The organism is Pectobacterium aroidearum, assembly GCF_015689195.1.
Lineage (GTDB): Bacteria > Pseudomonadota > Gammaproteobacteria > Enterobacterales > Enterobacteriaceae > Pectobacterium > Pectobacterium aroidearum.
This window is the reverse complement of record NZ_CP065044.1, coordinates 707646-727671: the sequence shown is the minus strand read 5'-3', so window position 1 is coordinate 727671 and position 20026 is coordinate 707646. Positions and strand designations below refer to the sequence as shown.

Below are 20026 nucleotides of genomic sequence, written 5' to 3'. Positions count from 1 at the left end.
ACGATAGCCGAAAAAAAGGGATGCTCACTCGCATCCCTTTTTACTCAGTCATATACCCGTCATACTTCAAGTTGCATGTGCGTTGGCTACGTTCACTCACCCGAATCACTTACCAGTGTAAGTTCATCGGGATGAAATGAGAGACATCCTGTCTCTCACCGAAGGCCAGCCGTTGGCTGGTCAAATTCGTTCCCGACGAATTTGTCCTTCTCTTGCCGCCTTCCTGAAACTCGAATTATTTAGGGTATACTTATTCTTCATCTTCCAAATAAGTATAGCCGTACAACCCGGTTTCAAACTCTTCCATGAACTGTGCCTGAAGCTCCGCATCCAGATCGGTTTCTTTAACCTGATCGCGGAAGCGAGTCATCAGCACTTTAGGGTCAAGCTGCACATACTCCAGCATGTCGGCAACCGTATTGCCTTCGTCGGATTCTTCAATCTCAACCGTACCATCCTGGAAGACAAACACGTCAACGGTGGACGTATCACCGAACAGGTTATGCATGTTCCCCAGAATTTCCTGATAGGCGCCGACCATAAAGAAGCCCAGCAGCGGCGGATTTTCTGGATCGTAAGGCGGCATTGGCATCGTCGTCGCGATTCCGTCGCCATCGACATAATGATCGATCGTGCCATCAGAATCACAGGTGATATCCAGCAGCACAGCACGACGCTCAGGCGGTTTATCTAGCCCTTCCAGCGGCAGTACTGGGAACAGCTGATCGATACCCCATGCGTCCGGCATGGATTGGAACAGCGAGAAGTTGACATACAGCTTGTCAGCCATGCGTTCCTGTAATTCATCAATCACCGGCCGGTGTGCGCGGTTGCTCGGATCCAACTGCTCCTGAATCATCTGACAGATGCTCAGATAAAGCTGCTCTGCTTTGGCACGCTGTGTCAGATCCAACATACCGTGCGTGTACTGGGTATGCACATCGTGCAAATCCATCTGGCTGTCGTGCAGCCACTCACGCAGCGAACGGCGTTTCCCCGGCTGCTTGATTTCCTTCCAGGTCGACCACAGACTCTCCAGCGCGCGCGGCGCATCTTCTTCCGGCTCGGTTGGTTCACTGAACTCGTTGCGTTCCACACCGATGATATTGGAAACCAACACGGTATGGTGCGCGGTTACTGCACGGCCGGATTCGGTGATCACCGTCGGATGCGGCAACCCGTGTTCGTTACAGGCATCGCCGATACCCCAAATCACGTTGTTGGCGTACTCGTTCAGGCCATAGTTCACTGAACAATCGGACTGAGAGCGCGTGCCTTCATAATCCACGCCTAAGCCGCCACCGACGTCAAAGCACTGGATATTCACGCCCAGCTTATGCAGCTCGACATAGAAGCGCGCGGATTCACGCACGCCCGTCGCGATGTCACGGATATTTGCCAACTGGGAGCCCAGATGGAAATGCAGCAGTTGCAGGCTATCCAGCTTCCCGGCTTCACGCAGCATCTCAACCAGTTGCAGCACCTGAATCGCCGCCAAACCAAACTTGGATTTTTCGCCGCCGCTGGATTGCCATTTGCCCGATCCCTGAGACGCCAGACGAGCGCGGACGCCAAGACGTGGCACCACATTCAAACGCTCGGCCTCTTCCAGCACCAGACGAATTTCAGACATCTTCTCGATGACCAGATAAACCTTGTGGCCCAGCTTTTCGCCGATCAGTGCCAGACGGATGTATTCACGGTCTTTGTAGCCGTTACACACAATCACGGTGCGCGTCATACCGGCATGACCCAGTACCGCCATCAGCTCGGCTTTTGAACCCGCTTCCAGCCCTAACGGTTCTCCGGAATTAGCCAGTGACTCAATGACGCGGCGATGCTGGTTAACCTTGATCGGATAAACCAGAAAGTAACCGCCTTCATAGCCAAATGATTCGCGAGCCTGTTTAAACGCAGCGTTAATAGAACGCAGGCGATGCTGAAGAATTTGCGGAAAGCAGAACAGCGCAGGCAGGCGCTGATGGTTATCCCTCTGCATATCTTTGACCAGTCTGGCCAGATCGACGCGAGCTTCTGGTACGTCAGGATCCGGGCACACGCTAATGTGGCCAAGCTCATTGACGTCATAGTAATTATTGCCCCACCAGGCAATATTGTAGGTACGAAGCATTTCGCTGGCATTACGGTCATTCATGGCAACCTCCTGCATAGAGCGCAAATTTTCATGTTTACCCGTCGCTGACGAGCCGTGATGAATCATGTCGTCAGACATAACGAACCTCTTCTTTTTCTAGACTGCTGATCACATCAGTACCTGAATAAACAGCCCACATGAGCATACCTGCAACATGCGGCATCGACAGTGAAAAAACCGGCGTAGTGCAGTATGCCGTCACTTTATTACTCTTATTAGTGTAAAACACGTTGTCAGGCTCCGTGTTACGGGTCGATAAAACTCGTTGTGAAAACCACCGGGCGAACGTGACCAGAAAGGCGCTAAACACTTCTGGCAGAAAGAATAACAGGCAGATTAACCAGCCCTGGAGTCCTGTGTCGAATTTAAAGACAGGCAACGTCGAGAAACGGAAAAGAAGGGTTGAGTCGCTGACGCGGTAGCGTCAAAAGGGACATATTGCGAACGCAATATACTCAGTAAACAACGGATCATTAATCCTACCACCTCCACGTGCGCCGCAGGCTATGCGGTCAGCTATCAATAAGAAATTCACCATGTCGCGGCGTACACCATACCGCTACAGATCGCCGTTTATACCGACATGCTGCTGGAAAAGCAAAATGAAAATTACCACCAGTCATCTCTTGTAAAAGAAAAAATGGCCGATGATAAAAGGACGATGGCGAGCTAATGCGAAAAACTACTGGCACTGAGACCAAAAGGTGACCTAGAATAGCCATCCAGATGTTAATCCGTCTATACCGATTAACTGATACACTGCTTAACGGCTTTGATTTGAAGGTAAAGAAACTCATGGCTAAACACCTTTTTACGTCCGAGTCAGTCTCTGAAGGACATCCTGATAAAATTGCTGACCAGATTTCTGATGCGGTTCTCGACGCCATTCTGGAGCAAGACCCAAAAGCGCGTGTCGCTTGTGAGACTTATGTAAAGACCGGAATGGTGTTAGTCGGTGGCGAAATCACCACCAGCGCCTGGGTCGATATTGAAGAAATTACCCGTCGTACCGTGCGCGATATCGGTTATGTCAATTCTGAAATGGGCTTTGATGCCAACTCTTGTGCCGTATTGAGCGCAATTGGCAAGCAATCTCCTGACATCAATCAAGGCGTTGACCGCCGCGACCCACTGGAACAAGGTGCTGGTGACCAGGGCCTGATGTTCGGCTACGCGACCAACGAAACCGACGTACTGATGCCAGCGCCTGTGACTTATGCACACCGTCTGGTTCAGCGCCAGTCAGAAGTCCGCAAGAGCGGTTCTCTGCCGTGGCTGCGCCCAGATGCAAAAAGCCAGGTTACGTTCCTGTACGACGATGGCAAGATTGCCGGTATTGATGCCGTGGTACTGTCTACCCAGCATTCAGAAGAGATCAGCCAGAAAGATCTGCATGAAGCGGTGATGGAAGAGATCATCAAACCGGTTCTGCCTGCTGAGTGGCTGTCTGCCAATACCAAATATTTCATCAACCCAACCGGACGCTTTGTTATCGGCGGCCCGATGGGTGACTGTGGTTTGACTGGTCGTAAAATCATCGTTGATACCTACGGTGGCGCAGCGCGTCACGGTGGCGGGGCGTTCTCCGGTAAGGATCCGTCTAAAGTAGACCGTTCTGCAGCTTATGCCGCACGCTATGTCGCCAAAAATATCGTCGCTGCCGGTCTGGCCGATCGCTGCGAGATTCAGGTGTCCTACGCTATCGGCGTGGCTGAGCCAACCTCTATCATGATCGAAACCTTCGGCACAGAGAAAGTGTCCACCGAGCAGTTGACGCTGCTGGTGCGCGAATTCTTCGATCTGCGCCCTTACGGTTTAATCCAGATGCTGGATCTGCTGCATCCGATTTATCAAGAAACGGCAGCTTATGGTCACTTTGGCCGTGAACATTTCCCATGGGAAAAAACGGACAAAGCCGCACAGCTGCGTGAAGCTGCAGGTCTGTAATCCGGCGATGCAACAAAGACCAAGACGGCGAATGAAAATTCGCCGTTTTTCATTCTGATTCCCCCTGATTTCCCTCCGCTTCACCTATTGCGTCTCCCCGCCACTCAATTTATGCTCACAGAAATGAACACTCCCCGAATTCCCATTGCCAGCCATCAGGCTGTGATGCGCTGCCTGCGTGATAAATTGCAGCAGGCCAACCTCACCTTGCAGACGGACTACACCGAACCCACGGTAAGTTACCAGCAGCGCGGCGCTACGGCAGGCACGGCCTGGCTGCAACACTGGGAAATTCGACTGAATCCCGTGTTGCTACAGGAAAATCAGCAGGCTTTTATCGATGAGGTGGTGCCTCATGAGCTGGCTCATCTGCTGGTTTACGCGCGTTTTGGCCGCGTCGCGCCGCATGGCAAAGAGTGGCGTTGGATGATGGAAAGCGTCCTGCGTGTTCCGGCAAAACGCACGCATCGGTTTGCAGTGCAATCTGTACAGGGGAAAACCTTCACTTATCTGTGTGATTGCCAACGACATGAACTGACGATCCGCCGGCACAATCGGGTGCTGCGCGGCGAAACAGAATATCGCTGCCGTCGTTGCGGAAAAACCTTACGTCATGATGTAAAAAGTTCTATTTAAAAGAGAATTTCCAGTTTTAAAAACTGTTTTTGCATTTGCCTGCCGACGAGACATCCGGTAGTCTGCCAATTTTACAGCCTGTGGATTATTTGGAATATGCTACGCAAAATTCTCGCTATCTCCGCCGTTAGCGCGGGTCTGTTTTCGGCTGCCGCGTTAGGTCAGAACATCAATAATTTTTCGCAGGCAAAAGCCGCCGCTGTCGACATTAACCGGGATGCGCCGGGTTCGTTCTACTGCGGCTGCAAGATTACGTGGCAGGGCAAGAAAGGCACGCCCGATCTTGAATCTTGCGGCTATCAGGTCAGAAAAAATGAACAGCGTGCCAGCCGTATCGAGTGGGAGCATGTTGTACCCGCCTGGCAGTTCGGCCATCAGCGCCAGTGTTGGCAGGATGGCGGCAGAAAGAACTGTAGCAGCGACCCCGTCTACCGTGAGATGGAAACCGACTTGCATAACCTGCAACCCGCTATCGGCGAGGTCAACGGCGATCGCGGTAATGCCATGTATGGACAGTGGAACGGTGGCACATCCCAATACGGGCAATGCGAGATGAAGGTCGATTTCAAAAATAATCTGGCAGAACCGCCTGCTCGCGCCCGTGGCCAGATCGCTCGTACCTATTTCTACATGCGTGACCGCTATCAGTTACGCCTGTCCAATCAACAAACCCAGTTGTTCGAAGCCTGGGATAAGCAGTATCCGGTCACGCAGTGGGAATGTACCCGCAATCAACGCATCGCTGCAAAACAGGGAAACCCGAATCCCTACGTTCAACAAGCTTGCCAGCGCTAGTTCGTCTACCTACTATAGCGAATCTATTTCCAGCAAAACCGCCGTCATATGACGGTGGTTTTGCCTGTTTCTAGCGTTCTTGTGCCAATTAATTTCATTCAAAGGTCTGAATTCAGCATGCGAGTACCACGCATTTTTCATCCCGATACGCTCCCCCTTAACGGCGGTGAAGTCGAACTGAGCGACGATGCCGCCAACCATGTTGGTCGCGTGTTACGCATGAATACGGGCCAGGCATTGCAGTTGTTTGATGGCAGCAATCATGTCTTTGATGCGGAAATCATCGCGGCAGGCAAAAAGAGTGTGCGCGTTCACTTCACAGCAGGTAAGTTGGAAAATAAAGAATCGCCCCTACATTTACATCTGGGACAGGTGATGTCGCGCGGCGAAAAGATGGAATTTACTATCCAGAAATCCATCGAGCTGGGCGTCAATGTGATTACCCCGCTGCTTTCTGAACGCTGTGGCGTAAAACTGGATGCCGAGCGTATGGAGAAAAAAATTAACCAGTGGCAGAAAATCGCGATCGCCGCCTGTGAACAGTCTGGCCGCAACTGTGTGCCGCTGGTGCGGCCAGCGATGACGCTGGAAGCCTGGTGTGCGGAACAAGACAGTGCATTGAAATTAAATCTGCACCCGCGCGCCACACAGAGTATTAATACGCTGCCGCTGCCAGTCGATCGGGTCAGGCTGCTGATCGGCCCGGAAGGCGGACTGACCGCCAGTGAAATTACCATGACCTCAGAACACGGATTCACTGATATCCTGTTGGGGCCACGCGTTTTGCGCACAGAAACCACTGCACTCACCGCCATGACCGCCTTACAGGTACGTTTCGGCGATTTGGGGTAAAGGAGAAAAGAATGATCAAACTCGGTATCGTGATGGACCCGATTGACACCATCAATATCAAGAAAGACACCAGCTTTGCCATGTTGCTGGAAGCACAGCGCCGTGGTTGGGAACTGCATTATATGGAGATGAACGATCTCTATATGCACGCGGGTGTTGCCCGTGCCACAACGCGTCGCCTGAGCGTCCAGTATGATTACGATGGCTGGTACGATTTCTCCAGCGAACAGGACATTGCGCTGGAAGAGTTGGACGTGGTGCTGATGCGTAAAGATCCACCGTTCGATACGGAGTTCATCTACGCCACCTATATTCTGGAACGTGCAGAAGAGAAAGGCACACTGATCGTCAACAAACCGCAAAGCCTGCGTGATTGCAACGAGAAGCTGTTCACCGCCTGGTTCCCGCATCTGACCCCCGACACGCTCGTCACACGCCGTGCGGATAAACTGCGTCAATTCCATGAAAAACATGGCGATGTCATTCTCAAGCCGCTGGACGGCATGGGCGGCGCGTCTATCTTCCGTTTGAAGCAGGATGACGCCAACGTCTCGGTCATCATCGAAACGCTGACCGAACACGCTACCCGCTACTGCATGGCACAAAACTACCTGCCTGCGATTAAAGACGGCGACAAACGCGTGCTGGTGGTCGATGGCGAACCCGTTCCCTACTGCCTGGCGCGTATCCCAAAAAGCGGTGAGACACGCGGTAACCTGGCAGCCGGTGGTCGTGGTGAAGCCCGTCCGCTGACCGAAAGCGACTGGAAAATCGCCCGCGACGTTGCTCCAACGTTAAAAGCTAAAGGCCTGATTTTCGTCGGTCTGGACATCATCGGCGACCGTCTGACAGAAATTAACGTCACCAGCCCGACCTGCGTGCGTGAAATCGAAGCGGCCTACCCGGATGTCTCCATCACCGGCATGCTGATGGACGCGATTGAAAAACGTCTGGCTGCACGTACCCGCTAATACCAGAGACACCAGGCACACCACTCGGCCCGCGCAACACGGGCCGTTTCTCCAACGCTGACGGATATCGATAAAAATACATAATGAATTTACAGCATCACTTCCTCATTGCTATGCCAGCACTACAGGACTCTGTATTTAAACGTTCGGTGGTCTATATCTGCGAACATAATGAAGACGGAGCCATGGGGCTGATCATCAACAAACCGATGGATCAGTTTTCTGTGGAAAATGTGCTGAAAAAGCTAAAAATAGATCCGACACCACGCGATCCTGCCATTCGATTGGATAAACCCGTCTTCATGGGCGGCCCACTGGCGGACGACCGTGGCTTTATCCTGCATACGCCCTGCCCTGGCTTTGGTTCCAGCATCAGCATCTCTGAAGACACGATGATCACCACGTCAAAAGACGTGCTGGAAACGTTAGGCACGCCGAGTCAGCCGGAAAATACGCTGGTCGCCTTAGGTTATTCGGCTTGGGAGAACGGTCAGTTGGAAGAAGAACTGTTAGAAAATGCCTGGCTGACAACGCCAGCCGATAAAGACATTCTGTTCCACACGCCGATTGCGGAACGCTGGCGAGCGGCGGCCAGAAAGTTGGGTATCGATATTCATAATATCTCGACCGAAGCGGGACATGCCTGATGAAGAGCAGAACCATTCTTGCCTTTGATTTTGGGACAAAAAGTATCGGTGTCGCCATCGGTCAGGAGATTACCGGTACAGCGCGCCCGCTAACATCGTTCAAAGCGCAGGAAGGGATCCCAGACTGGCAAAAAGTGGAGAAGCTGTTGTCGGAATGGCAGCCCGATCTGGTCGTCGTCGGCCTACCGCTCAACATGGATGGCACCGAGCAGCCGCTAACAGCACGGGCGAGGAAGTTTGCTAACCGACTGCATGGCCGTTTTGGCGTCGCGATTGCGCTACACGATGAACGGTTGAGTACGGTGGAAGCACGTGCCGATCTCTTCGAACGCGGCGGCTTTAAAGCGCTGGATAAAGGGAGCGTAGATGCGGCTTCTGCGGTAATTATTCTGGAAAGCTGGTTCGAGGCACAACACTAAAAAACGCGGGTTGTGGCGAGCCACAAAAATGGCGTACTGAGCAGCACGCCATAAGCCGTTATCCCGCGTTGGCAGATCACCCACCAACACGGGACAGCGTTAATTAGGCATCGGGAAATTCACGGATGAAACGTTCCACATCATCAACCATGGATTCCGTTCCCACAAAGAACGGTGAGCGCTGATGCAGTTTCTCTGGCGTGATATCCAGAATACGGTTTTTACCGTCGCTAGCTTTACCGCCTGCCTGCTCCGCCAGAAACGCCATCGGGTTGCATTCGTACAGCAAACGTAGTTTGCCTTTCGGATAGCTCGCCGTGCTCGGATACAGGTAGATTCCGCCTTTCAGCAGGTTACGGTGGAAATCTGCAACCAGTGAGCCGATATAACGCGACGTATAAGGACGCTGCGTCTCTTCATCCTGCTCCTGACAGTATTTGATGTATTTCTTCACGCCGACAGGAAACTTGATGTAGTTCCCTTCGTTGATGGAATACATATTCCCTTTTTCCGGGAAGCAAACTTTTTCATGCGAGAGACAGAATACACCGAGTGACGGATCGTAGGTAAAAGCGTGAACGCCGTGACCCGTGGTGTACACCAGCATGGTTGAAGAACCGTAAACGATGTAACCCGCAGCAACCTGCTGGCTACCCGGCTGCAAGAAGTCCGCTTCCGTGACGGAGGTTCCCAGCGGCGTAATACGGCGATAAATAGAGAAAATCGTACCGACAGAGACGTTCACATCAATATTCGACGAGCCGTCCAGCGGGTCCATCAGAACCACATACTTGGCATTTTCCGCCTTATCACCTTCAAAGATAACAATTTCGTCTTCTTCTTCGGAGGCGATACCTGCCACTTCACCACGTGCTTTTAATGCCGCTTTCAGTTTCTCATTGGCATACAGATCGAGCTTCATCTGTACTTCGCCCTGGACATTAGAAATGCCGCTGGCACCCAGAATATCAACCAGACCCGCTTTATTGATATCACGGTGAATAATCTTGGCACCCAGTTTAATAGCAGACAGCAGCGCGGTAAGCTCACCTGTGGCGTGAGAGAAATCGTGCTGTTTTTCGACGATAAATTCGCCTAACGTTTTCATAACACTATTCCAGAATCTACGGATGAAAAGCGGTTTCATTTCTGCACCGCCAACGTTTGCGCATGCAGTGTAGCCCAAAGAGAAAGTGAGTACCTAGTCAAATCCATTTCTTATGGTGGATTCATAGCGTTAGAATGTGACGCAGACTCACTGTGAAGATGGAAAATGTATGCGTATTCATATTTTAGGTATCTGTGGCACCTTTATGGGTGGCCTTGCCCTGCTTGCTCGTTCACTGGGGCACGACGTCACGGGCTCAGATGCAAATGTTTATCCTCCCATGAGTACCTTACTTGAAGAGCAGGGAATCACGCTGATTCAGGGCTACGATCCAGCGCAGCTTACCCCCGCCCCTGATTTGGTCATCATCGGTAATGCGATGACGCGTGGAAACCCGTGCGTCGAAGCCGTACTGGAACAAGGATTACCTTATGTTTCCGGCCCACAGTGGCTGCATGATCATGTACTACGCGATCGCTGGGTGATTGCCGTTGCGGGTACTCATGGCAAAACCACCACGGCGGGGATGGTCACCTGGATTCTGGAAGATTGTGGCTATCAGCCCGGGTTTGTGATCGGTGGCGTTCCCGGCAACTTTACCGTTTCAGCACGGTTGGGTGACAGCCCATTCATGGTGATCGAAGCCGATGAATACGACTGTGCGTTCTTCGACAAACGTTCCAAATTCGTACATTACTGCCCCAGAACACTGGTGCTCAACAACCTTGAGTTCGATCACGCCGACATCTTTGACGATCTGAAAGCCATTCAGAAACAGTTCCACCATCTTGTGCGGCTGGTGCCCGGCAGCGGGAAGATCATTCTGCCAACCAACGACCTTAACCTCAAACAGGTGATGGGAATGGGATGCTGGAGCGAGCAGGAACTGGTTGGCGAAGAAGGCACATGGCGTGCACAAAAAGTGTCGATTGATGCTAGCCAATATCAGGTTTACCTGAACAATGAACTCGTCGGTGAAGTCCATTGGAAGCTGGTGGGCGAACACAATATGCACAACGGGTTGATGGCCATTGCCGCTGCACATCATGTCGGCGTACTGCCCGAAGATGCCTGCCGCGCGCTGGGAGGATTTATCAACGCACGTCGTCGCCTTGAATTACGCGGTACGGAACATGGCGTCACGGTGTATGACGATTTTGCACATCACCCGACTGCGATTCTGGCGACGCTGTCGGCACTACGCAGCAAGGTTGGCGGCACGGCGCGTATTTTGGCCGTACTTGAACCTCGTTCAAACACCATGAAATTGGGAATGTGCAAAAATGAGCTGGCGCCGTCATTAGGCCGCGCCGATGAAGTTTTCCTCTTCCAGCCAGCCCATATTCCGTGGCAGGTCGTCGAAGTCGCGGAAGCCTGCGTACAGCCTGCTCATTGGAGCGCGGATATCGATACGCTGGTAGAAAACATCGTCAAGACCGCACAGCCAGGCGACCATATTCTTGTAATGAGCAACGGCGGATTTAGCAACATCCACAACAAGCTGTTAGATGGTCTGAAGAAAAAAGCGCAGAAGATGAAAGACGCTCAGGAATAACGAGTCAGAAACCGTTGTTGTTCACACCACAGCGGTTAAACGGTAGATAGCAAAAAGGACGGGAATCCCGTCCTTTTTCATATGCACTCCACTCACTAAGAGTGGCGCAATCAAGCATCGAACGGATCGCGCAATACCATTGTTTCGCTGCGATCTGGGCCGGTAGAAATAATATCAATCGGCACACCAGTGACTTCTTCGATACGTTTGATGTAGTTCAACGCAGCCTGCGGCAGCTTGCTGTGATCTTTCACGCCAAACGTGCTTTCAGACCAGCCTGGCATCGTTTCGTAAATCGGCTCAAGGCCTTCCCAACCTTCGGCAGCCAGCGGAGTCGTATCCACTTCAGTGCCGTTCGGCAGACGGTAGCCTACACAGATCTTAATTTCTTTCAGACCATCCAGAACATCCAGCTTGGTCAGGCAGAAACCTGACAGCGAGTTGATCTGCACTGCACGACGTACGGCAACCGCATCCAGCCAGCCAGTACGGCGACGACGGCCCGTAGTCGCGCCAAACTCGTTACCTTTCTGAGACAGATGCTCACCGACTTCTTCAAACAGCTCAGTCGGGAATGGACCTGCACCCACACGAGTAGAGTAAGCTTTAACGATACCCAGCACATAGTCTACATAGCGTGGACCCAGACCAGAACCGGTAGCAACGCCGCCCGCAGTGGTATTTGAGGAGGTCACGTACGGATAAGTACCGTGGTCGATATCCAGCAGCGTACCCTGCGCGCCTTCAAACATGACGAAATCGCCACGCAGGTGCGCTTTGTACAGCAGATCGGAAACATCAACGACCATCGCTGTCAGGATGTCGGCAATCGCCAGCACATCATCCAGCACTTTCTGGTAGTCGACAGCATCGGCTTTGTAGTAGTTAACCAGTTGGAAGTTATGGTACTCGACGATTTCTTTCAGTTTGACAGCAAAGGTTTCTTTATCAAACAGATCGCCAACGCGCAGACCACGGCGAGCAACTTTATCTTCATACGCCGGACCGATACCGCGTCCCGTCGTACCAATTGCTTTCGCACCACGCGCTTTCTCACGGGCGTTATCCAACGCAACGTGATAAGGCAGGATTAACGGACAGGCTTCAGAAAGCAGCAGGCGTTCGCGTACCGGGACGCCACGCGCTTCAAGCTCCGTCATTTCTTTCATCAATGCGTCAGGCGCCAGCACAACACCGTTACCGATGATGCTGACAACATTTTCACGCAGAATGCCAGAAGGAATTAAATGAAGGACGGTTTTTTCACCGTTGATTACCAGCGTGTGGCCAGCGTTGTGACCACCCTGATAGCGCACAACATATTTAGCCCGTTCAGTCAGCAGGTCAACGACCTTGCCTTTACCTTCGTCACCCCATTGGGTGCCCAGTACGACGACGTTCTTACCCATTTCAAGAATCACCAGGTTGCTTAAAAAAGGATTCTACCATCTCATTTGGATGCTTTCAGTACTTTTAGCACACGATTGCGCACATTTTTCCGCTTAATTTTAGCTCCCCATCCGGCTACGCAACATGTAGTAGATCACGCACCCAGCAACAACTATTCCGCCGCCAAAACGGCGTAAAACATTATCCGGCAACTGCGCTATACCCAAAATCATACGCCGCCAGAGACGAGGAAACAGCAGCGGCCCCAATCCTTCGAGCACCAAAACCAGCCCAAGTGCCAGCCAAATCGTTGAATTCATAACAACCCCTTTTTCCTGCATCCGATTTGAGCAGGACAAGCCTTTGGATATTTCTCTGCCAGCAAATGACAAAAAAAAGCCCGAGAAAGAACCCGGGCTTGATGAAAAACGTCAGTTAATGACTATCAGCGGCGTGGTGCCATGCTGCTATCCGGTGACTTCATATAGCGGAAGAAGTCGCTATCCGGGCTGAGAACCATCACATCCTGATTATTACTGAAGCTGCTTTCATACGCGCGCAGGCTACGAACAAAAGCGTAGAAGTCAGGATCTTCACTGAATGCGTTCGCAAACAGTTTCGCCGCTTCGGCATCCCCTTCACCACGGGTGATACGTCCCTGACGTTCAGCTTCAGCCAGCGTACGAGTGACTTCATAGTCTGCCGCCGCTTTCAGCTTTTCAGCTTCTTCCTGACCTTGTGAACGGTGGCGACGCGCTACCGCTTCACGCTCTGCACGCATACGCTGGTAAATCGCGTCAGAAACTTCTGTTGGCAGGTTGATTTGCTTAATTCGCACATCGATAACCTCAATACCCAGCGCAGCCATGCTGTTAGGGTTGATGTGAGGTTCGTTGCCCGTCGTTTCTTTCTCAACGCGCGCAGCAGCAGAAGCAATCGCATTATCGGCTTCGGTGGTTTCACCCGTACCGGTATTCAGCGCTTCACGCACGTCAGACATCAGTTGACCACGTGAGTCGGTAACAATGCCTTTCACATCCAGACGACCAATCTCAGAACGCAGACGGTCACTGAATTTACGTTTCAACAGCACTTCAGCCTGAGAGATGTCGCCACCGCCCGTTGCCAGATAGTAGCGGCTGAAATCGCTGATACGCCATTTAAGGTAAGAATCGACGATCAGGTCTTTCTGCTCTTTAGTGATAAAGCGGTCAGCCTGGTTTTCCATCGTCTGGATACGCGCGTCCAACATTTTCACTGAGTCGATAAACGGAATCTTGAACTGCAATCCCGGTGCATAAATCAGCGGCTTATTCTCGTCATCACGCAATACTTTGCCAAAGCGCATCACAATGCCGCGCTGGCCTTCCTGCACCACAAACAGTGACGCATAGACCACCATCAGTACCAGGATCAGGATAAATAGTAAGGGCTTACGCATCGATTATTCTCTCCCTACTCGAGTGAAGTCATCACGCTGCGCATTTGCTCTGCGCTGATCCATGATATTTCCATTGTTACTGCTGCGCGTCTGGTTGCTATTCGCTGCACCGCTGCTGCCAGTGGGCAGACGCAGTGGGCTAGCGCTGCTGTTATTGCTGTTGCTTTGCGTATTTTCACCGCCTTGTCCACGCAGCATCTGATCCAACGGCAGCACCATCAGGTTGCCCCCCTTGTCATTGACCAGCACTTTGCGGGTATGGCTCAGCACGCGTTCCATCGTTTCGATATACAGACGCTCGCGGGTGATTTCCGGCGCGGCTTTATATTCCGGTAAAACTCTGGCGAAACGGGCAACTTCACCCTGAGCTTCCAGAACGGTACGGGTTTTGTAAGCGCGAGACTCTTCCAGAATACGCTGAGCCTGACCGTTAGCACGCGGCTGCACTTCGTTCGCGTAAGCTTCCGCTTCACGAATATATTGCTGTTCGTTTTCACGTGCGGCAATCGCATCATCAAACGCGGCTTTCACTTCCTCCGGCGGACGCGCGGTCTGGAAGTTGACGTCCAGCAGCGTGACACCCATGTTGTACGGACGAACGGTTTCTTCCAGTACACGCTGGGTATCCGTACGCACAATGGTACGGCCTTCTGTCAAAATTTTGTCCATCGTGTACTTACCAATAACGCCGCGCAGCGCACTGTCAGTGGCCTGACGCAGGCTGTCATCCGCATTGGTTACGCTGAACAGATATTGTTCTGGCTGCGTGACACGATACTGCACGTTCATTTCAACGCGCACGACGTTCTCGTCTGACGTCAACATCACGCCCGACGTCGCCAGTTCACGCACCGACTCAACGTTCACTGCGCGAACAGAGTCGATGAAGGTCGGTTTCCAGTTAAGACCAGGCCCAACCAAATGGCTAAATTTACCAAAGCGCGTTACGACACCGCGTTCCGCTTCTTTAATGGTATAGAAACCCGTAGCAGCCCAAATGACAACCGCAGCGACGGCAGCGATACCGACGATCCGACCACCCAGAGCTGGGCCGCCAGAATTTCCGCTGTTGCTTGAGCCAGAACCTTTTCCGCCACCCAGATCGCTGAGTTTTTTGCTCAGTTTACGGAAGATGTCGTCCAGATCCGGCGGCCCCTGATCTCGGCCACCTTTATTGTTATTTCCGCCAGAGTTGCCGCCATTATTGCTGCTGCTCCCCCACGGGTCGCGGTCTTGTCCGTTATTACCGGGCTGATTCCACGCCATGTTTTAGCTCCATTCTTTATGATAGGTGTTCTTCAGGTTCAATATCCCAGAGTCCGTCAGACTATTTCACCGTTCAGACTGTTTTTGCCAGTCAAATCAGACAATATAGTCCATCAGTTCCTGCTCTTTTTTGCAGAGGCGGCGCCAGTCAGCAATCGGCATACGAATAACCAGACCAATTTGCCCATCCTCTTCAATCCATTCTTTTTCTATTGCCTGAAGCTGGTAAAAACGACTACGCAAGCGTCCTGCCTGCGGGGGAAGGTGCAAGGTATATTGTGCGATTTCCCCGGAAAGCCGCTCAGTCAATGCCTGAAATAGCAACGGAATACCGTCACCAGTCTGTGCTGAAAGCCAGACCCGTACCGGTAGATTCTCTTCGTTGCGATCGATACGCGGAACGAAATCATCCAGCATATCAATCTTGTTCATTACCAACAGCGCAGGTATTTCATCCGCCTCGATTTCCGCCAGTACGTCATTAACCGCTTCGATGTTCTCGTCAAGACGAGGATCGGCGGCATCAACAACGTGCAACAGCAATGAGGCCTGACGTGTTTCCTGTAATGTAGCTTTAAACGCAGCCACCAAATCGTGGGGCAACTGCCGGATAAAACCTACGGTATCCGCCAGCACTGTATCACCGACATCATCCACTTCAATGCGACGCAATGTTGGATCCAGTGTGGCAAATAACTGATCGGCGGCATAGACGCCCGCCGATGTAATCTTGTTAAACAGCGTGGATTTACCCGCATTGGTATAGCCCACCAGCGACACGGTGGGCACATCGGCGCGAACCCGTGACCGCCGTCCCTGTTCACGCTGTTTTTCTACCCGTTCAAGACGCGACAGTATCTGAGTGATACGGTTACGTAATAAACGACGGTCGGTTTCAAGCTGGGTTTCACCCGGGCCACGCAAACCAATACCGCCTTTCTGGCGTTCAAGGTGCGTCCAACCGCGAACCAATCGGGTCGCAAGGTGGCGCAGCTGTGCCAGTTCTACCTGTAATTTCCCCTCGTGAGTACGCGCACGCTGGGCAAAAATATCTAAAATCAGTCCGGTACGATCGATCACCCGGCACTCGCACAAACGCTCCAGATTACGTTCCTGAGCTGGCGTCAGCGCATGATCAAACAGCACGACAAACGCGCCGGTTTCTTTGACTACATGAGCAATTTCTTCGGCTTTACCTTCCCCGACAAAATACTTGGGGTGAGGTGCCTTACGGCTACCAGTCACTACCTGCAAGGATTCAATACCGGCAGAAGAAACCAGAGATTCAAACTCCAGCAGATCGTCAGTATCTCTATCTTGCGAGAAAAAAATATGAACTAATATGGCCCGTTCACCTGATTCATAACGGTCAAACAAGCGAGTAACCTCTTAAACGAGCAAAAAACACCACAGCGAAGGAGCCGAGCGATGCGTCCAGCTCTCCCGCGCCGTGGTGAATTGACAATACGCCTTATTCGGCGTCATCAGCTTCCTGCGACTGCTGCGAAGCCGCCGTGTTGTTACCGTGATAATTGCTGCCGCCGCCTGGATTGTTGCTATGGTGAGATACAGGACGAGAGGGAACAACTGTAGAGATGGCGTGCTTATAAACCATCTGACTTACCGTGTTTTTCAACAAAATCACGAACTGATCGAAAGATTCGATCTGACCTTGCAGCTTAATACCGTTCACCAAATAAATCGAAACCGGAACACGTTCACGACGCAAAGCGTTCAAGAACGGATCTTGCAAAGATTGCCCCTTAGCCATTCTATATTTTCCTTATTTGTATGTTGTTTGTAACAAAGAGCCCTACGGCTCTAAAATAACGGTGTAAAAACTTGCACGCTGAGACTCACCGATTGTACACAATCACCCAACCTATGCACTAACAACCTCTATTACCTTGTCCAGTGCTTCAGTCGGTTTTTCGCTATCCAGCCAGCAGACATCATCCCAACCGCGTAGCCAGGTCATTTGGCGCTTCGCTAGCTGACGCGTCGCACAAATTCCCCGATAAACCATTTCATCGTAATCAATTTCACCGGATAAATATGACCACATCTGGCGATAACCAACGCAACGAATAGAGGGCATATCCGTATGAAGGTCTTGCCGGGCAAATAATAACCGGGCTTCTCTCTCAAAATCCGCCGCCAACATCTGATGAAAACGCTGTTCAATTCGCTGATGCAACAATTCACGTGTCGCCGGGGCGATAGCAAACTGATGAACCTGATAGGGCAGCGCGTCGCCAGACGTTTTTGTCAGTTCAGTTAAAGTGTTACCTGAAACGAAAAAAACTTCCAGTGCTCGCGAGAGTCTCTGCGGATCATTTGGATGAATCCGAATTGCAGCTATCGGATCGATCTCACTAAGCTGCCGATGCATCGCTTCCCAGCCGACTTCTTTTGCCTGTTCTTCAATGCGCTGGCGCACGGCAGCATCGGCTGGCGGCAGAGGAGAAAGCCCCTCCAGCAGTGCCTTGAAATACAGCATCGTCCCCCCAACCAGAAGGGGAATGCGCCCGGCGGCGGTAATTTCCGCCATCTCACGTAGCGCATCGCGGCGAAAATCGGCCGCAGAATAAGATTCCGCTGGGTCGAGAATGTCGATTAACCGATGCGGTGCCAATGCCAGCTCTTCCGCACTCGGTTTCGCAGTCCCGATATCCATGCCTTTATAAATGAGGGCGGAATCTACGCTAATCAACTCTACTGGCAAATATTCTCTTAACGCCATTGCCAATGCCGTTTTTCCTGACGCCGTTGGCCCCATGATAAAAATGGCAGGCGGCAACGACGCTTTTTCTACATCACTCATGCTTTAAAGCCTTGATGGCATCATGGATGTCCATCATATATAAAAGTTCAGACGGCGGCGCTTTCGCCAACTGCGGACAAAGCCGCTCGACATCCGCCAGTAATTGTATGGCCTGAGAATGGCTCCAGCTTTCCTGCTCACTCTGCAATCGCGTTGCCATCCACGATGCTAATTCACCAGGTTCCACCTGCTGTGTCTCAACCGTCTGATAGTTGGCCAGATAGCCTATCAGTTCGGAGATCAAGTTTTGTAAATTTTGTTGGCGCAATGGTAAAGGTACAGCACGCAGCGTTGCACGCTGTGACTCAACCAAGACATCAATACCAAAACGCGCCAGCAAAGCGTGATGCGCAGACAACACGCTCAGCTCAGATTTACTCAACGTCAGACGTTGCGGAATCAATAACGGCTGCGCCCGCAGCCCCTCTTCCGACGGCGTCAACTGCACCACCTTCAGATGGCGCTCAGCAACCGAAAGCGACAGCATCGCCAGCCCCTTATGGTACTCCAACAGCGCGTAGCACGGCGGATAAACCGTCAATACGCGCCCGAAACCGTTCGATTGGCTTTCCAGCGGCGACTCAATCGGCGCGCGTGGCTGGTTACGGCTGGTTGTAGCATCCGGCGCGATTCGATTTGGGGGGGAATCGTGTGATGCCGTCGGCAGCACCACCGTCTCTGGCGGCATAACGCGATTCGCCGGTACAGAAATATGCTCACCAGACGGGTTTGACGCACCTGCCGCGCCATCCGCTGGTTGCAGCAACGCCTTATACAGATCGCCCTGTTTTTTCTGGTACGGATTCTCCGGTTGATAGCCGGAATAGGTAGATTCTTTCGCCTGGCCAGAATGGCCCGCGCGCGGCGTTTTCCCGCCATACGATGGGGAGTTATCGGTACGCGGCGGCTGGGCAAAATGGTTTTCGCCAGCAGCAGGACGATTTTCCTGCTGCCATTGCACGGGCTTCCCAGTCTCCGGCGATGTCATGCCGAGTCCCGGCGTGGATGCCTGTTGCAAAACGGACATCACCGCCTGATAGATAAAATCATGCACCAGACGCGCCTGATGGAACCGCACCTCATGCTTGGCGGGATGCACATTGACATCCACCTGATGCGGGTCGATCTCCAGATACAATACATAGGCGGGCTGCTGATCGTCGCTAAGCTGATCCTGATAAGCCTGTCGGATAGCGTGATTGATGAGCCGGTCGCGCATCATGCGCTGGTTCACGTAGCAATACTGCATATCCGGCAGCTGTTTAGCGCCAACCGGATCGGCCACCCAACCATGAATGGTGAGATCGCCATGCTGCCAGGAGACCGCCAGCGCATGTTGCAGGAAGGTCGCCCCGCAGATGTTGCCTAAACGGCGTTCATACTGACTTTTATCCGGTGCCGCACGATATTGTCGTATCAGCTTACCGTTATGATGCAGCGTAATCGCGACATCGAAACGCGCCAGCGCAATGCGGCGCACCACCTCATCAATATGCGTGAATTCGGTTTTCTCGGTACGCATGAATTTGCGGCGGGCGGGCGTGTTATAAAACAGATCCAGCACTTCCAGCGTAGTGCCAACAGGATGGGCGGCAGGCTTGACCGTCACCGCCATGTCGCGCCCTTCGGCGTAGGCTTGCCAGGCTTCGGATTGTTCAGCGGTGCGTGATGTCAGGGTTAAGCGGGAGACAGAACTGATACTCGCCAGCGCTTCGCCACGAAAGCCCATGCTGACGATCGCTTCCAGATCGTCGAGCGTCGCAATTTTGCTGGTCGCATGGCGCGCCAGCGCCAGCGTTAACTCATCCTTTCCGATGCCCGAGCCGTTATCACGGATACGAATCAGCTTCGCCCCACCGCGCTCGATGTCGATATCAATCCGGGTTGCCCCTGCATCCAGACTGTTTTCCACCAGCTCCTTCACGACCGAAGCCGGACGCTCAACCACTTCTCCGGCGGCAATCTGGTTAGCCAACTGCGGTGGCAACACCTGAATCGGCATGGCGTATCCCTCTTACAAT

The 20026-nt window shown here is 52.3% G+C and carries 18 protein-coding genes; 8 read left to right on the top strand and 10 right to left on the bottom strand.

Features of this window, described 5'->3' with window-relative positions; translation table 11 throughout:
• Window positions 1-250: 250 nt before the first annotated feature.
• A complete protein-coding gene (speA, locus tag I2D83_RS03265) occupies window positions 251-2233 on the bottom strand; it encodes a biosynthetic arginine decarboxylase (RefSeq protein WP_129706927.1) in 1983 nt (660 codons plus the stop codon).
• Window positions 2234-2950: 717 nt separating this feature from the next.
• Between speA and metK the strand changes: the two genes are divergently transcribed.
• The 7 genes from metK to ruvX all read left to right on the top strand — a co-directional run bounded on the left by metK (window position 2951) and on the right by ruvX (window position 8422).
• Window positions 2951-4102 carry a methionine adenosyltransferase gene (metK, locus tag I2D83_RS03260; protein ID WP_015841836.1) on the top strand — a complete coding sequence of 384 codons (1152 nt, stop codon included), beginning with the start codon at window positions 2951-2953 and terminating at the stop codon, window positions 4100-4102.
• Between the two features lie 123 nt (window positions 4103-4225).
• The gene (locus I2D83_RS03255) at window positions 4226-4738 is read left to right on the top strand and encodes a SprT family zinc-dependent metalloprotease (protein ID WP_015841837.1); all 513 of its coding nucleotides are present in this window, start codon (window positions 4226-4228) and stop codon (window positions 4736-4738) included.
• 96 nt (window positions 4739-4834) lie between these two features.
• On the top strand, window positions 4835-5533 hold the full coding sequence (endA, locus tag I2D83_RS03250) for a deoxyribonuclease I (protein WP_180778750.1): 699 nt from the start codon (window positions 4835-4837) through the stop codon (window positions 5531-5533).
• 117 nt (window positions 5534-5650) lie between these two features.
• Window positions 5651-6385: a 16S rRNA (uracil(1498)-N(3))-methyltransferase gene (rsmE, locus tag I2D83_RS03245; RefSeq protein ID WP_015841839.1), complete on the top strand. Its 735-nt coding sequence runs from the start codon at window positions 5651-5653 to the stop codon at window positions 6383-6385.
• Between the two features lie 11 nt (window positions 6386-6396).
• Window positions 6397-7356 (top strand): glutathione synthase, encoded by a 960-nt coding sequence (gene gshB, locus I2D83_RS03240; RefSeq protein WP_181846000.1) that lies wholly within the window; start codon window positions 6397-6399, stop codon window positions 7354-7356.
• An 83-nt stretch (window positions 7357-7439) separates the two neighbouring features.
• On the top strand, window positions 7440-8003 hold the full coding sequence (locus I2D83_RS03235; protein ID WP_015841840.1) for a YqgE/AlgH family protein: 564 nt from the start codon (window positions 7440-7442) through the stop codon (window positions 8001-8003).
• The gene (gene ruvX, locus I2D83_RS03230) at window positions 8003-8422 is read left to right on the top strand and encodes a Holliday junction resolvase RuvX (protein WP_015841841.1); all 420 of its coding nucleotides are present in this window, start codon (window positions 8003-8005) and stop codon (window positions 8420-8422) included. The genes I2D83_RS03235 and ruvX overlap by 1 nt, the downstream gene beginning before the upstream one ends.
• A gap of 103 nt (window positions 8423-8525) precedes the next feature.
• Here ruvX and fbp read toward each other — a convergent pair whose 3' ends face one another.
• The gene (fbp, locus tag I2D83_RS03225; RefSeq protein ID WP_010285800.1) at window positions 8526-9530 is read right to left on the bottom strand and encodes a class 1 fructose-bisphosphatase; all 1005 of its coding nucleotides are present in this window, start codon (window positions 9528-9530) and stop codon (window positions 8526-8528) included.
• Window positions 9531-9699: 169 nt separating this feature from the next.
• Here fbp and mpl point away from each other — a divergent pair, with 169 nt between their 5' ends.
• Window positions 9700-11085, top strand: coding sequence for a UDP-N-acetylmuramate:L-alanyl-gamma-D-glutamyl-meso-diaminopimelate ligase (gene mpl, locus I2D83_RS03220; RefSeq protein ID WP_205947536.1), 1386 nt, complete (start codon window positions 9700-9702; stop codon window positions 11083-11085).
• A gap of 110 nt (window positions 11086-11195) precedes the next feature.
• Here the strand turns inward: mpl and I2D83_RS03215 are convergent, their stop codons facing one another.
• The 8 genes from I2D83_RS03215 to mutL all read right to left on the bottom strand — a co-directional run bounded on the left by I2D83_RS03215 (window position 11196) and on the right by mutL (window position 20007).
• Window positions 11196-12494, bottom strand: a complete 1299-nt coding sequence (locus I2D83_RS03215; protein WP_015841843.1) for an adenylosuccinate synthase — start codon at window positions 12492-12494, stop codon at window positions 11196-11198.
• Between the two features lie 99 nt (window positions 12495-12593).
• The gene (locus tag I2D83_RS03210; protein WP_180778747.1) at window positions 12594-12794 is read right to left on the bottom strand and encodes a DUF2065 domain-containing protein; all 201 of its coding nucleotides are present in this window, start codon (window positions 12792-12794) and stop codon (window positions 12594-12596) included.
• Between the two features lie 125 nt (window positions 12795-12919).
• Window positions 12920-13915 carry a protease modulator HflC gene (gene hflC / locus I2D83_RS03205; RefSeq protein WP_015841845.1) on the bottom strand — a complete coding sequence of 332 codons (996 nt, stop codon included), beginning with the start codon at window positions 13913-13915 and terminating at the stop codon, window positions 12920-12922.
• Between the two features lie 3 nt (window positions 13916-13918).
• Entirely contained in the window at window positions 13919-15181 is a 1263-nt protein-coding gene (gene hflK / locus I2D83_RS03200; RefSeq protein WP_015841846.1) for an FtsH protease activity modulator HflK, read from the bottom strand.
• Window positions 15182-15277: 96 nt separating this feature from the next.
• The gene (gene hflX, locus I2D83_RS03195; protein ID WP_015841847.1) at window positions 15278-16558 is read right to left on the bottom strand and encodes a ribosome rescue GTPase HflX; all 1281 of its coding nucleotides are present in this window, start codon (window positions 16556-16558) and stop codon (window positions 15278-15280) included.
• Window positions 16559-16652: 94 nt separating this feature from the next.
• On the bottom strand, window positions 16653-16952 hold the full coding sequence (hfq, locus tag I2D83_RS03190; RefSeq protein WP_015841848.1) for an RNA chaperone Hfq: 300 nt from the start codon (window positions 16950-16952) through the stop codon (window positions 16653-16655).
• Between the two features lie 111 nt (window positions 16953-17063).
• Window positions 17064-18005 (bottom strand): tRNA (adenosine(37)-N6)-dimethylallyltransferase MiaA, encoded by a 942-nt coding sequence (gene miaA, locus I2D83_RS03185; protein ID WP_181830250.1) that lies wholly within the window; start codon window positions 18003-18005, stop codon window positions 17064-17066.
• The gene (mutL, locus tag I2D83_RS03180) at window positions 17998-20007 is read right to left on the bottom strand and encodes a DNA mismatch repair endonuclease MutL (protein ID WP_205947535.1); all 2010 of its coding nucleotides are present in this window, start codon (window positions 20005-20007) and stop codon (window positions 17998-18000) included. Before mutL ends, miaA begins: the two co-directional genes overlap by 8 nt.
• Window positions 20008-20026 lie beyond the last annotated feature (19 nt).

What these genes read in the sequence shown, in the direction of transcription:
- speA (WP_129706927.1), bottom strand. Translation starts at nt 2,233, where the DNA reads ATGTCTGACGACATGATTCATCACGGCTCGTCAGCGACGGGTAAACAT.
- metK (WP_015841836.1), top strand. Translation starts at nt 2,951, where the DNA reads ATGGCTAAACACCTTTTTACGTCCGAGTCAGTCTCTGAAGGACATCCT.
- I2D83_RS03255 (WP_015841837.1), top strand. Translation starts at nt 4,226, where the DNA reads ATGAACACTCCCCGAATTCCCATTGCCAGCCATCAGGCTGTGATGCGC.
- endA (WP_180778750.1), top strand. Translation starts at nt 4,835, where the DNA reads ATGCTACGCAAAATTCTCGCTATCTCCGCCGTTAGCGCGGGTCTGTTT.
- rsmE (WP_015841839.1), top strand. Translation starts at nt 5,651, where the DNA reads ATGCGAGTACCACGCATTTTTCATCCCGATACGCTCCCCCTTAACGGC.
- gshB (WP_181846000.1), top strand. Translation starts at nt 6,397, where the DNA reads ATGATCAAACTCGGTATCGTGATGGACCCGATTGACACCATCAATATC.
- I2D83_RS03235 (WP_015841840.1), top strand. Translation starts at nt 7,440, where the DNA reads ATGAATTTACAGCATCACTTCCTCATTGCTATGCCAGCACTACAGGAC.
- ruvX (WP_015841841.1), top strand. Translation starts at nt 8,003, where the DNA reads ATGAAGAGCAGAACCATTCTTGCCTTTGATTTTGGGACAAAAAGTATC.
- fbp (WP_010285800.1), bottom strand. Translation starts at nt 9,530, where the DNA reads ATGAAAACGTTAGGCGAATTTATCGTCGAAAAACAGCACGATTTCTCT.
- mpl (WP_205947536.1), top strand. Translation starts at nt 9,700, where the DNA reads ATGCGTATTCATATTTTAGGTATCTGTGGCACCTTTATGGGTGGCCTT.
- I2D83_RS03215 (WP_015841843.1), bottom strand. Translation starts at nt 12,494, where the DNA reads ATGGGTAAGAACGTCGTCGTACTGGGCACCCAATGGGGTGACGAAGGT.
- I2D83_RS03210 (WP_180778747.1), bottom strand. Translation starts at nt 12,794, where the DNA reads ATGAATTCAACGATTTGGCTGGCACTTGGGCTGGTTTTGGTGCTCGAA.
- hflC (WP_015841845.1), bottom strand. Translation starts at nt 13,915, where the DNA reads ATGCGTAAGCCCTTACTATTTATCCTGATCCTGGTACTGATGGTGGTC.
- hflK (WP_015841846.1), bottom strand. Translation starts at nt 15,181, where the DNA reads ATGGCGTGGAATCAGCCCGGTAATAACGGACAAGACCGCGACCCGTGG.
- hfq (WP_015841848.1), bottom strand. Translation starts at nt 16,952, where the DNA reads ATGGCTAAGGGGCAATCTTTGCAAGATCCGTTCTTGAACGCTTTGCGT.
- miaA (WP_181830250.1), bottom strand. Translation starts at nt 18,005, where the DNA reads ATGAGTGATGTAGAAAAAGCGTCGTTGCCGCCTGCCATTTTTATCATG.
- mutL (WP_205947535.1), bottom strand. Translation starts at nt 20,007, where the DNA reads ATGCCGATTCAGGTGTTGCCACCGCAGTTGGCTAACCAGATTGCCGCC.